We start from the raw sequence: 13,299 nt of genomic DNA, 5'->3' as shown, positions 1-13,299 counted from the left end.
TCCTGAGTAATAAATTAGATATTTTTTATTAATCTTCTAATTTTGGAAAATAGGTTTTAGCGTCATCTAACATTAATAAAAAACTATAATCGAAGGCAATATCATTCAGACGATTAAAACGCCCCGATTTTCCGCCATGCCCCGTATCCATATTAGTTTCTAACAATAACAGACTGTCACCTTGTTTCATTTCCCTTAATTTCGCTACCCATTTTGCCGGCTCCCAATATTGCACTTGGGAATCATGTAAACCTGTCGTGACCAACAAATGAGGATAGCGCTGATATTGAATATTGTCATAAGGGCTATAAGATTTCATACGCAAATAATCTTCTTTGTTATTCGGATTACCCCACTCTTCATATTCACCGGTTGTCAGCGGAATGGATGAATCAAGCATAGTTGTCAAAACATCTACAAAAGGCACTTTAGCAATCACACCACGATATAATTCCGGCGCTTGGTTAATAACCGTGCCCATTAATAAACCGCCCGCGCTGCCACCTTCAGCATAAACACGCTTGCTATTACCATATCCATCGGCAATCAAGATTTTGGTCGCATCAATAAAATCGTGGAAACTGTTTATCTTATTTTTGAGTTTACCTTGCAAGTACCAATTTTTGCCCAAATCGCCACCACCACGGACATGCACCAAAGCATAGACAAAGCCACGATCCAGCAAACTCAGCAAGGCAGAACTAAAATAAGGATCCATGCTAATACCGTAAGAACCATAACCGTAAATCAGGATCGGGTTCTCACCTTTTTTAAACAAGGATTTGTTATATACCAGAGAAACTGGCACTTCCGCACCATCACGGGCTTTTACCCAGATGCGCTGGCTTTCATAATTTTCTTTGTTGAACCCTTTAACTGCCTGTTGCTTCAACAATTCACTCTCACCTGTTTGCATATTCCACTGGAATACTGAACTTGGTGTTGTCATAGATGAATAGCTATAACGCAAGAAATGCGTATCGGGTTCTGGGTTATAACCCAACGATGCCATATATGCCGGATCATCGAATTGAACTCGTTTTTCCTGCTGAGTTTGCCAATCAATCTGACGGATCGACGATAATCCTTTAGTACGTTCCTGTACAACCAACCAATTGTTAAACAGGGCGAAATTTTCCAGATCGGTATTTTCCTGTGGAGCAAGGACGGTTTTCCAGGGTTTATCGATAGCATCTGTCCGGTATAAGCCAAACAGAGGGTGTTCATGATTAGAGCGGATATAAAATTGCCCACGGAAATGGTCTAGATCATATTCGCGCTCTGCTTGACGTGCAGAAAAAACCTGCGGCTCTGATTGTGGATTGTTAGCATCAATCAGTCGATATTCTGAACTCGTGTAACTGGTACTCGAAATCAAAATATAATCAAGTGAAGTACTTTCCGAAATAGACAGGTAAAAGCGCTCATCTTCTTCTTGATAAATTTTTCGATCTTGCTGGCTATCAGTACCATATTGGTGACGGAATAACTGATAAGGCAACAGCGTTTGTGGATCCCTGCGTACATAAAACAGTGTCTCGCCATCATTTGCCCACACAATGTTACCAGAAGTATTTTCTATGGCATGATTCTGCCAATCGGCATCACTGAAATTTTTAAATGAAATTTTGTAGTTCCGGCGCCCTTGGGTATCCTCTGCCACCGCGATGCGCTTATTATCCAATGAAACTGCCAAGCCACCAAGTTGATAAAACTTATGGTCTTTTGCCCGCTCATTACCATCAACCATGACCTGCCAATCGGTTGAATTATCGACTGGCTTGCGCTGATAGATCGGGAAATCTTTTCCTGCCTCATAAACAGTACGATAAATATACCCATTATAAGTATAAGGAACCGACTGATCGTCTTTGCTCATTCTATCAGCCATTTCTTGGTAGAGGGTTTCGCGCAATTCTTGACCTGATTGCAGCATCTGCTCGGTATATTGATTTTCAGTCTTTAAGTAATCAAGAACGTTTTTATCCTGACGGTTGTCATCACGCAGCCAATAATAATTATCAACTCGCACATCTCCGTGGAGTTCCATTTTATGCGGCTGTTTTACGGCCATAGGTGGGATCATATTTTCCTCCATTGCAGTAGTAGCAAAACTGTGACTCAATAAACTACCATTGAGCAACAAACCCAGCATTACTCTTTTGCTGCACACGGCCTTACTGCAAGTGATCTTGTGTTTATTCAACCTGTTCGTTTCTGATGAAAATGCTGTCTTATGCTGTGACATGCCATCAATCCTGTATTTTTATTGTGATAAATAAAAATCTATCGGCAGTTCAACCGTAACACTGCCATGAGTTAAAACAACTTCAGGTGGCTTAGGCAAAGGCTGTGCCCTTTCCAACACCATTTTTGCTTCTCTGTCTAGTGAGTGAGTTCCTGAGCGTCGAGTTAGTTCACTGCTAATCACGACACCCAATGGGTTAACCGTAAATTTCACCATCGGGCGCCCTGTTCGCCTTCTTCTTTGGGCATCTTCTGGATATTTTTTATAGCGGTTCAAATGTCCGGCCACCTCTGCCTGCCAAACGGCTTTGGCATCGGCAATAACATCAGAATTGCTTTCATAGGATGCAGCGGTGCGAACGGTCACATTATCGGCCATCGCATTACTGGTTGTTGGTGCGGCGCTACTTTGGGATATTTCACTTTCTTGCTCTTTTGCTTTCACGCGCTTAACAGGCTGAGTTTTCTTCGGAGCATCTTGTTCTTTCTTTTTTTTCTTCTGCTTATCCACCAAAAGCAGGGCATTCTCATTTACATCCAATTTTGGCATGTTAATTTCGTTAACTTTGCTCTCCTGCTGCTGACTGGCAACAGATAGTTGCTGCTCAATGCCAATTGGCTGTTTTTGTATTTTTTGTAGCGCTTCTGTCTGCGTTGACAGTTCCACCATCACCGCTGGTGGAGGAAGAAGCTCCTCAATATCCACATCCTTTGGTTTGTAGACCAGCCATCCTACGAACAAGGCATGAAGTGTGATCGCAGCGAGAAAGGATTTTGTCACATGACCAGAGTGAGCATTTTGATATGTGGTGTACGTCAACATCTCTTATAGCACATTATGTCAATGATAAATTGAGATGAATGATAATCAATTCAATATATAAATGAAAACTATTTTTATTTGTTAATTAATCACTTCCTTGTGATACTTACCATCATTTGGTTATATCTTCGCTAACCTTGGGTGTAAACCAGACAAAATCAGCATATTCGCTATTTAACGAAACCCCCTCTTCCGCAATAACAAAGACGACTACTTTTTCATTTGGCACTATTTTTTTGACATGTTGAGGAACCCCCATCGTTTTTACCGCGTGATATCCTCCGGCAAATAGCAAAGCAGGCGGTGGAGCCTTAATTAGCTGCTCTGCCATCCGTTGATCCCGCATTTGCTGGATCCTGGTCATATAAGAAAGAAGTTGTGGCTCTATATTTCCGTCATGGGAGTTTTTAATAGTGATCTCAATAAGCTGTTTGACATCTTCAGAAACAAGTGAATTTTCATCTTCCACTTTTTGATTCTTATATTGTTCAATTTCACTGCGATCCAGATTTGCTGCTAACAGAGGATAAGGCGCCCTCATCAGTGCCATAACTAAGTCGCCATACCATTTCCACGGCCAGCCCTGTTGCCAGGCCAATAAATTCTGGATCCGTTCTTCCCTGACGATCGGATTGCCCTGTAACCAACTTTTTACCTTATTCACTTTCTCTTGCTGGTTTGGGTTAATCATTTCCAGTAATACAGAACCATGAGGACGCTTCTGAGCAAGCTGCTGAACTAACCATAACTCAATTTGGTGATGGTAAGGATTGTCATGTTTTTCACCAACAATAATACGGGGGTAATTCGCCAATTGTTCCAGCAATTGATTTGGTGTGATCGCCTTGCCTGTTTTCATATCCAGCACTGCCCCCGTTCTCATCAACTCACCAGGAAGAGTTTGCAGCGCTGACTGAGAGCTATTTTGGGGGCTGGTCAGCGTTGCGGTACAACCGGTGAGAAAACAACCGCCAAACAGGAGAGAACCGGTTAGAAAAGTGGATGTTATACGGGGAAATATTTGCATAATTATTAATTATAAAAAGAAAAATTGCCCGCATACTATAGATAATGAGAATTATTTACAAATAAAAATACCCTGCTAAACATAAGCCTAGCAGGGTAGTTCACTCCTTTATCCCCCATTCATGGTTGGAATGGGAACACAAATAAATTCGATTTTTACAGTGGATCTGTTTGTGCTTCAACGGCCGCCAACGCCACCATATTCACGATACGACGTACAGAAGCAATCGATGTCAGGATATGAACAGGCTTCGCAACCCCCATCAAGACTGGACCAACTGTTACCCCCTCTGAACTGGTGACACGCAGCAAGTTATAGCTGATGCGAGCCGCTTCCATATTTGGCATAATTAACAGATTTGCTGAACCTTTCAACGGGCTGTCCGGCATGATATCGCGGCGGATACTTTCCACCAGCGCAGCATCACCGTGCATTTCACCGTCAATTTCAAGTGATGGTGCCATTTGCTGAACCAATGCCAATGTTTTACGCATTTTTTGGGCAGAATCACAATCAGAAGAGCCAAAACTTGAGCATGATAACAGAGCGACTTTAGGTTCAATGCCAAAGCGGCGAACAGTTTCAGCCGCCATCAGTGTGATTTCTGCCAACTCTTCTGGGCTTGGATCTTCATTAACATAAGTATCGGCAATGAATGTATTTCCCATCGGTAACATCAAAGCATTCATGGCACCAGCGGTATGCACGCCCTGACGGAAGCCAAACACATCTTTCACAACTTGATAATGTTCACTGTAGCTGCCAACAGTACCACAAATCAGGCCATCCGCTTCACCGCGGTGTACCATGATTGCACCTATCAGCGTTGGATTACCAATCACTGCCCGACGCGCTTGCTCTTGCGAGACACCACGGCGTTTCATCATTTGGTAATATTCTTGCCAATATTCTTTGAAACGTGGATCATTTTCATTGTTCACCACTTCAAAATCTTTACCCGCTTCAATGTGCAATCCCTGCTTTTTAATCCGCATTTCAATAACGCTAGGGCGGCCAATCAGGACAGGGAATGCCAGCCCAAGGGAGACGAGCTCTTGTGTCGCATGCAGTACACGAACATCTTCCCCTTCTGCCAATACAATCCGTTTCTTCTCTTTTTTGGCTTGGGAAAAGATTGGTTTCATGAATAAGTTGGTTTTATAGACAAACTCATTGAGTTTCTCAATATATGCCCCGAAATCGGTAATAGGACGGGTTGCCACTCCTGATTCCATCGCGGCTTTCGCTACCGCCGGCGCAATCTTTACAATCAAGCGAGGATCAAACGGTTTTGGAATAATGTAATCAGGGCCAAAGAACAGCTCTTGATCGCCATAGGCGGAAGCAACTTCCTGACTTTGTTCAGCCAATGCAAGATCAGCAATCGCGTGTACACAGGCAAGCTTCATTTCTTCATTAATGGTTGTCGCCCCAACATCCAATGCGCCACGGAAAATGAACGGGAAGCAAAGAACGTTATTCACCTGATTAGGGAAATCGGAACGGCCAGTACAAATAATTGCATCAGGGCGTACTGCTTTTGCCAATGGCGGCAAAATTTCTGGCTCTGGATTGGCTAACGCCATAATAAGCGGATTTTTTGCCATGGTTTTCACCATGTCTTGGGTCAGCACCCCTGGCCCTGAACAACCGAGAAAAATATCAGCATCAGGGATCACATCTGCCAATGTACGGCTGCCATTATCTTCAATGGCATAATCCGCCTTGGTCTTTTCCATATTCTCTTCGCGGCCACGATAGATAACCCCTTTTGAGTCACAGACGACAATATTTTCACGTTGCAAACCCAGTGCTACCAGCAGGTTCATACAAGCAATTGAGGCAGCACCAGCCCCCGATACAACCATGCGTACCTTGCCAATGTCTTTATTAACAACCCGCAATCCATTCAGCACTGCTGCGGTACAAATAATTGCTGTACCATGTTGATCATCGTGAAATACCGGAATTTTCATGCGTTCACGGAGTTTTTGCTCAATGTAGAAACACTCTGGCGCTTTAATATCTTCGAGGTTAATACCACCAAAAGTGGGCTCCAGAGCTGCGATAATATCGATTAATTTATCAGGATTAGATTCTTCCACTTCGATGTCAAAAACATCAATACCAGAGAATTTCTTGAACAAAACCCCCTTTCCTTCCATAACAGGTTTACCGGCTAATGCACCGATATTACCCAACCCTAAGACAGCACTGCCGTTAGAGATAACCGCAACAAGGTTACCACGTGCTGTATATTTGTAAGCTGCCAAAGGATCTTCTGCTATTTCAAGACAAGGCGCAGCAACACCCGGTGAATATGCCAACGCCAAATCACGTTGCGTTGCTAGTGGCTTGGTTGGTGTAACCGTAATTTTTCCAGGTTGGGGAAACTCATGAAAATCAAGAGCACTCTGTTTTAATTTTTCATCCATCATCAGATCCTTTACGCGTCATGTCTTAGTAAAAATGGTCTCAGTATAATAGTTACGGAAGGTTAAATCATGATGTCAGCAGCATTTTGTTCATAATCTTTAAAATAAAAGCACAAAAAACAAACAGACGATTAAACTGACGTTAATGAATATTATATGGATATTTCCTGGTGATACCCATATGGAGGTATTTCATCATTAATTAATAACCTGATAAATTAATAAAAGATATATTTTTAAATTAAATTTTAAAATAAGTTTACAAAAACAAAACTTAATCTATAAAATATTCATCAAAATTTATTTGGAAAATTATTAACAATTAAGGAAACACACTTTCTTATGCAAGTAAATTTAATCTGAGTGGTTAAACCTGTTTGCGACATTTCTATTTTTATATCAGGATATATTTCCAGAATCTCATTAACGATGATTCAATATATTCTATAAAAATCACACGGCAATTTAACATAAAGCAGAAGTCTGTCTTTTATGTTTTATTAAACATAGACCTGCATTTCTATATGGGAGAAAGAATATGCATAATCATTCAGTTATGATAGTTGATGATCATCCTATCATTCGTCACGGCTTAAAAGGGTTGATTGAATTAGAACGGGAACTCATTGTGACTGCTGAAACTGGCAATGGTGAAGATGCAATTAATATCGCTTGCCAAATAAAGCCTGACATTATTTTGATGGATTTGAAAATTCATGGCCTTTCAGGGATTGATACGATTAAATCTCTCCGCCGTAAAGGGCTTGATTCTTACATCCTGGTACTTTCCGATTCAGATCACAGAAGTGATATTTATGATGCGGTTGACTCCGGTGCAAATGGTTATTTATTAAAAGACATCGATCTCACTTCCCTGCTAAATAACATAAAAAAAGCCATAGATGGTCATGCCGTGTTCAGTGAAAAAGTCCACCAATATTTATCTACTCGCCATCTTTATGTTGATCCGTTATCAAAATTAACCAAACGTGAATTAGATGTTTTAAAAGAAATTGCAGAAGGGATGACAAATAAAGAAATTGCTGATTTCCTTTTTATTTCTGAAGAAACCGTGAAAGTTCATACTCGTAACTTATTGAAAAAACTTAAATCACGTTCCCGTCTCGAAGCCACTATCATCTATCTAAAACATAGAAAAACAGAGTTCATTTAACATTGGATTGTTGCTTAACACCCCAATACGAAACACAATTTCCCTCATTTTTGCCGATGGGGAAATTGTGAGTTATCAAGAATTATAAACTAATTAGGAACAAATTAATTTCGCACATAATAAATAATGATATTATTTATAAGCTAATTATTTAGATGCAGCCAATCTGTTTTGTTGATAATTTAAACACCTGCAACATCAATGTCAGGAAGAAGTCGCCCGAAAATATGCGCAAGAACGCGTTATCTGGATAAAATAGCCAGTTTCCCGCATTATGTCGGATATGTTGAATAAGACAAAACTAAGGCACTCATCATGTCAAATACCACTTTTTACCCAGATACGACTTCTCACACAATATCCACTCTTTACGGTATCAAAAACTGCGATACCATAAAAAAAGCACGTCGTTGGTTAGAAGATCAAGGAATACCTTATCAATTTCATGATTATCGGGTTGATGGTCTATCCCCTGAGCTACTCCAATCATTTATTGAGCATGTTAGCTGGGAATCCCTCCTGAATACCCGTGGAACAACGTGGCGCAAATTACCCGACGAGCAAAAAGCAACCATTAACAATGCAGAAACTGCCATGGCTCTCATGCTGGAGTATCCTTCAATCATAAAACGCCCTCTGTTAGTCTCACGCTCAGCAGATTCAAACAACAAAGTGGCAGAAACAGAGAAGTATTTACTTGGTTTTAACGCGGAACAATATCAACAGTTTTTCTCGTATAACTCGCTAAGGAGAGAAAATTATGACCTGTCCAGTCATTGATCTTGCCCAACAATTAATCAAACGTCCTTCTGTCAGCCCTGATGATCAAGGTTGTCAGGAACTTCTTATCCAGCGTCTGCAAAACATTGGCTTTACCATAGAGCGAATGCCTTTCGGTGATACCCTCAATTTTTGGGCTTATCGCGGAACCGGCGTCACTTTTGCCCTTGCTGGACACACCGATGTCGTTCCTGCCGGTGATATCTCACAGTGGCAATCACCTCCGTTTGAACCCGCTATTCGTGATGGCATGCTATATGGTCGCGGCGCCGCAGATATGAAAGGCTCTCTGGCGGCAATGGTTGTTGCGGCTGAACGTTTTGTCGCAGAGAATCCTGAGCACAAAGGCCGCCTGGCTTTTCTGATCACTTCCGATGAAGAGGCTCATGCAATCAATGGCACCGTTAAGGTTGTTGAAACGTTAATGGCTCGTCATGAACGTTTAGATTATTGCCTGGTGGGAGAGCCATCCAGCCAGAAATGCCTTGGGGATATGATCAAAAACGGACGGCGGGGTTCCCTGACCGCCAGCTTGACCATTTTTGGCACCCAGGGGCATGTTGCCTACCCACAGTTAGCGGACAACCCTATTCATCATTCACTCCCTTTTCTGCAAGAACTCGTTAATACTCAATGGGATAATGGTAATGAATTTTTCCCTGCCACCACGATGCAAATTGCCAATATTCAGGCGGGAACCGGCAGCAATAACGTTATCCCTGGTAAACTGTGGGTTCAATTTAATTTCCGCTTCAGTACCGAACTGACTGATGCCGAAATTCGCCAACGGGTTGAAGATATGCTGAAAAAGTATGATCTAAAACATGAGATTGACTGGTGGCTATCAGGCCAACCTTTCCTGACCAAAAAGGGGGCGCTTGTTGATGCAGTGGTTGAATCCATTGAGCACTATTGTGGGTATAAGCCAGAGCTATCAACCAGTGGTGGTACGTCAGATGGACGCTTTATTGCCAGAATGGGAGCGCAGATCGTGGAATTGGGACCAATCAATGCCACAATCCATAAAATCAATGAATGTGTCAAGGTGTCTGATTTACAAGCATTGAGCCTGATTTATCAACGTACCATGGAGCAATTAATCCGATGATGACACCTGAAACCCTGAGCGGCCTGTCCACGGATCACCTGGTCACGCTTACAGGCAGTCACCGTTTGCAGTTTAATGCCACCAAAGCGTTTCTTGCCATGCAGAAAGAGGCGGCCAAAGCAGGTTTTAAGCTACAACCTGCCAGTTCGTTCCGCGATTTCACACGCCAACAAACTATCTGGAATGAGAAATTCCGTGGTCAACGTCCGGTATTAGATGATCATAGCCAACCTCTTGACATCTCGAAAATGCGTGAAGCTGAACTTTGTGAGGCTATTCTCCGCTGGTCAACTCTGCCGGGGGCAAGTCGCCATCATTGGGGCACCGAATTGGATATTTATGATCCCTTTTTGCTGCCAGCAGGTAAGAAATTGCAACTAGAGCCGTGGGAGTATGAAAACGGCGGGTACTTTGAGCCATTAACTCACTGGCTGACAGAAAACATGTCTCACTATGATTTCTACCGTCCCTTCACGCGCCACGATGCTGGCGTAGCTTATGAACCCTGGCATATCAGCTATTGGCCATTATCCCATGAAGCTGAAAATTTATTCGATGAACAAGTGCTATTGAATGCCTGGGAAGATCGTGATATTGCCGGCATAAACTGGTTAAAAACCAATCTATCCTATATATTTGAAAAATACATCAGGATAATGGATTAAGAAAACGGTAAATCAGAAAAACATACAGATCAGCGGAAATAACACATTAGGCTCCGAGCCTCATGGAAGAGGCTCTTAACATTCTGAGGAAAATACCATGAATTGGTTGATAGATTATTGGTGGGTTGTTCTGTTAGTGCTCATCGGCATTATTGTTAATGCCGTAAAAGCACTCAGTCGCGTCGATAAAAAATCTTTCTTAGATAACAAACCCGAATTGCCCCCGCACCGCGATCTTAATGATCAATGGGATGATGAGGATGATTGGCCACAGCGGGATCGCAAGAAATAACCCAATCTCTCCAGTGCCTGGCAAGTATTTTATCGATGCTTGCCAATGCCCCCGCAGCCTCTTCACGCCAGTAGGTTAATAGAGCCTTACGGCCATTCAGCGATAAATCACTGACACAGCGTTCGATACTTAGCCGCTGTTGAAGATGTTTTCTCAATGCAGGCAAGGCCAGATTGCTCTTCAATAATAATCGCTGTAATGCAAAATAAGATGCTGACAGAGGACGATGGGCAAATGCAAATCCCGCTAATTCCTGCCAATCACTGTTATTGAGCCGTTCATCACTATCATACTCAACGGGCAAGGCAAAGCCGAGTAACGATTCCAATCCTTTGGCATCTCTGGATAATCGCTGTTGTGCGGATTGGGCAAATCGTTCGCCCTGCTCACTCAAAGGCAAAATCGCCATCGCGGTATAACAACCACTACTAGCTTCTCGCTGAGTTCCCATTCTCACCAGGCGAAAACCACATTTTTGCCAAAGAGCCCATAGTTCAGCGGTATAACCAAAACTGACAGAGATGAAATCCAGCTTTTGTTTACTGGCCTGCCGACATTGCTGAATGATCAAATGTTGTGCGATACCCCGACGGCGATATTGCGCTTGCACAGCAATGCGGCTGATTCGCTGTGATCGCAAAGTGGCAGCTTGCGGAAAACCGCCATGTGCCGCCAGAGATTGAGCCACCAAATTACCTCTTGGCCGCCGACGGCCTGCCCAGATCTCATGCGCTAATGTTTGTGACAACCCCCCTTCATTCACCATCCACAACGCGCCAATTAATTGTTGTTTACGCTCTGGAGACCTGGAAATAGCAGACAAAAATGTCATTCCGTTACCATCCATTAATCGCCGCAGATCAAGGGGAGATGTACGGTAATGCGCGCTGGTTAATAAGCCATAAAATTGGCGCAATAATGAGGAGTGTTGTAACCATTCAGGCTGATAGATCGGATGAAAATGCAATTCTGCTGTGTTTAATCGTGTGTCATCAACGAGCGGTTTATCGTCGAATAACAGGGCACCATCCAGCCATGTTTCCAATGGATCATTTTCAGCCCAGCGCATGGGAGTTTTCAGCTCACGAATATGGCAATCAGGCAATTCAGCACAGAGTTTCAACAAAAAACCGCGTCCCGTTCCCTCATAACCCTGGACTGTTGAGGTCAACAATACTCGTGGAAAATAGCCGATCAATTCCGCTAATTGTGGTGTTGGGATCGCGGCTGCTTCATCAATCAGTAACCAATCAGCATCGCTTTTATTTTCCTGCTTATCTTTTTTCGCTCGACAATATTTCAACAAATGGTCTACTGACCAAAAAGGCGTTTCTTGTTCCAAAGGCTTCTGCTCAACAGGATCTGAGATACCGGAGTAACGCCGAATAACTTCTGTGGTTATTTTTGCAGGGGCACATAACCAGCATTTTCCCCGCCAATATCGCACCAACATCCCTGCCAAAGCCGATTTTCCTCGTCCCCGTGGTGCGGTGATCACCCAAACGCCCCGCGTAACCTGTAGCAATTCTTCAAGAATAGATTGCTGACTTACCGTTGGGTTACCATCAGGCATCTGCCATGCTCCGGTTGCAGGCAATGGTGGTATCTGAGATATCTGAAAAGGTATTTCCTGACGCCATAATAATACTTCAGGAAACGCAAGGATGTGCTGCTGAATATGGCGAATAAAATTAGGCGTTGCAATAATGCCTGCCGATTCATTCCAGCGCAAACTATCTTCGTCAGGCTGTTCTGGCCATTGTGACCAGGCTGGTACACGCATCACCAGCCAGCTCCCCGCTTTTAATGTACCAACCAGTATCGCCAATGCCTCAGCATTAAGCCCTTGTGTGGCATCAAAAACACCATGTAAGAATTCACGACCAAGCAACCTGACGGCTTTTGTTGGATCAATAGCACCGGATATATGGGCTGAAATCGTTAACCAATCCCCTTGAAACTGTTTTGTTAGCTGATTAACAATCAGTTCACTCCATTGCGGATCACCACTCAAAACAACTAAACGGCGTTGTCCCTGCTGTTGCATCTGTGCCTGCAACATTGCCCATGAGATAGGCACCATCACGACTTACCAATCATGAGCGATAAAATACCAGCAGCAATCAGAGGGCCTACCGGAACGCCCTTAAATAGCGCCACGCCCAACACAGTGCCGACCAATAATCCAGCCACGGTAGAAGGCTGGCCAGACATTAAAGTCACACCACGGCTTCCCAGCCATGACACCAGGACACCAACAACAATAGCCAACAGTGATTTCCAATTTAAGAACGAGCTAAAAATTTCCTGGGCGGAGATTTTCCCGCTTGCGATAGGTGCCATGACGCCCACAGTCAGGATCAGGACACCTATCGTCAAGCCGTACTTTTCCACCCAAGGGAAAAACTGATTCAATGGTGTGATACGAACTACCAATAGAAATAACATGGCAAGCGTTACGGTCATGTTATGGCTGATGATGCCAAGCCCAGCAAGCACGAGCAAAATAAACAAAGTAGGATCAATGTGACTCATGAGTTTTTATTTCCTGTCATCCCCAACAGAACAATGCTTGATTATTTTTTAATCCAGGCAACATGCATTCTGGCATGGAAAAGATGATAACTTAACGCGATGCTCGACTTTTAGGGTGAGTTGAAATGACATAGCCGCTCCTTTATAACTTTAAGTCGTCAAAAATAGAGAAATAAAGGAACAAAAGGCTATGTCACAGCAAGATTTTATCAT

At 43.1% G+C, this 13,299-nt stretch carries 11 protein-coding genes; 5 read left to right on the top strand and 6 right to left on the bottom strand.

Annotated features, from left to right (window positions below; translation table 11 throughout):
* Window positions 1-28: 28 nt before the first annotated feature.
* The 4 genes from Xedl_RS01015 to maeB all read right to left on the bottom strand — a co-directional run bounded on the left by Xedl_RS01015 (window position 29) and on the right by maeB (window position 6,532).
* Window positions 29-2,098, bottom strand: a complete 2,070-nt coding sequence (locus Xedl_RS01015) for a S9 family peptidase (RefSeq protein ID WP_244149654.1) — start codon at window positions 2,096-2,098, stop codon at window positions 29-31.
* A 168-nt stretch (window positions 2,099-2,266) separates the two neighbouring features.
* A complete protein-coding gene (locus Xedl_RS01010; protein ID WP_074022209.1) occupies window positions 2,267-3,070 on the bottom strand; it encodes an energy transducer TonB family protein in 804 nt (267 codons plus the stop codon).
* Between the two features lie 112 nt (window positions 3,071-3,182).
* On the bottom strand, window positions 3,183-4,097 hold the full coding sequence (locus Xedl_RS01005) for a ChaN family lipoprotein (RefSeq protein ID WP_074022208.1): 915 nt from the start codon (window positions 4,095-4,097) through the stop codon (window positions 3,183-3,185).
* 155 nt (window positions 4,098-4,252) lie between these two features.
* Entirely contained in the window at window positions 4,253-6,532 is a 2,280-nt protein-coding gene (gene maeB, locus Xedl_RS01000) for an NADP-dependent oxaloacetate-decarboxylating malate dehydrogenase (protein ID WP_074022207.1), read from the bottom strand.
* A gap of 538 nt (window positions 6,533-7,070) precedes the next feature.
* Here maeB and Xedl_RS00995 point away from each other — a divergent pair.
* The 5 genes from Xedl_RS00995 (at window position 7,071) to Xedl_RS00975 (ending at window position 10,551) form a co-directional block, all read left to right on the top strand.
* On the top strand, window positions 7,071-7,706 hold the full coding sequence (locus tag Xedl_RS00995; protein ID WP_074022206.1) for a response regulator: 636 nt from the start codon (window positions 7,071-7,073) through the stop codon (window positions 7,704-7,706).
* Between the two features lie 315 nt (window positions 7,707-8,021).
* On the top strand, window positions 8,022-8,486 hold the full coding sequence (locus tag Xedl_RS00990) for an ArsC family reductase (RefSeq protein ID WP_074022205.1): 465 nt from the start codon (window positions 8,022-8,024) through the stop codon (window positions 8,484-8,486).
* Entirely contained in the window at window positions 8,467-9,594 is a 1,128-nt protein-coding gene (dapE, locus tag Xedl_RS00985) for a succinyl-diaminopimelate desuccinylase (RefSeq protein ID WP_074022204.1), read from the top strand. Before Xedl_RS00990 ends, dapE begins: the two co-directional genes overlap by 20 nt.
* Entirely contained in the window at window positions 9,591-10,259 is a 669-nt protein-coding gene (locus tag Xedl_RS00980; RefSeq protein WP_074022203.1) for a M15 family metallopeptidase, read from the top strand. The genes dapE and Xedl_RS00980 overlap by 4 nt, the downstream gene beginning before the upstream one ends.
* A 97-nt stretch (window positions 10,260-10,356) precedes the next feature.
* Window positions 10,357-10,551 (top strand): YpfN family protein, encoded by a 195-nt coding sequence (locus Xedl_RS00975; RefSeq protein ID WP_074022202.1) that lies wholly within the window; start codon window positions 10,357-10,359, stop codon window positions 10,549-10,551.
* On the opposite strand, the gene Xedl_RS00970 is transcribed toward Xedl_RS00975, so the two are convergent.
* Complete coding sequence (locus tag Xedl_RS00970) at window positions 10,496-12,634, bottom strand: tRNA(Met) cytidine acetyltransferase TmcA (RefSeq protein ID WP_074022201.1); 2,139 nt, start codon at window positions 12,632-12,634, stop codon at window positions 10,496-10,498. The two genes, Xedl_RS00975 and Xedl_RS00970, sit on opposite strands and share 56 nt — an antisense overlap.
* Window positions 12,634-13,086, bottom strand: a complete 453-nt coding sequence (locus Xedl_RS00965; RefSeq protein ID WP_074022200.1) for a DUF441 domain-containing protein — start codon at window positions 13,084-13,086, stop codon at window positions 12,634-12,636. The genes Xedl_RS00970 and Xedl_RS00965 overlap by 1 nt, the downstream gene beginning before the upstream one ends.
* Window positions 13,087-13,299 lie beyond the last annotated feature (213 nt).

The organism is Xenorhabdus eapokensis, from assembly GCF_001908105.1.
Note: the sequence above shows the minus strand (reverse complement) of the source record. Positions and strands in the feature narration are given on the sequence as shown.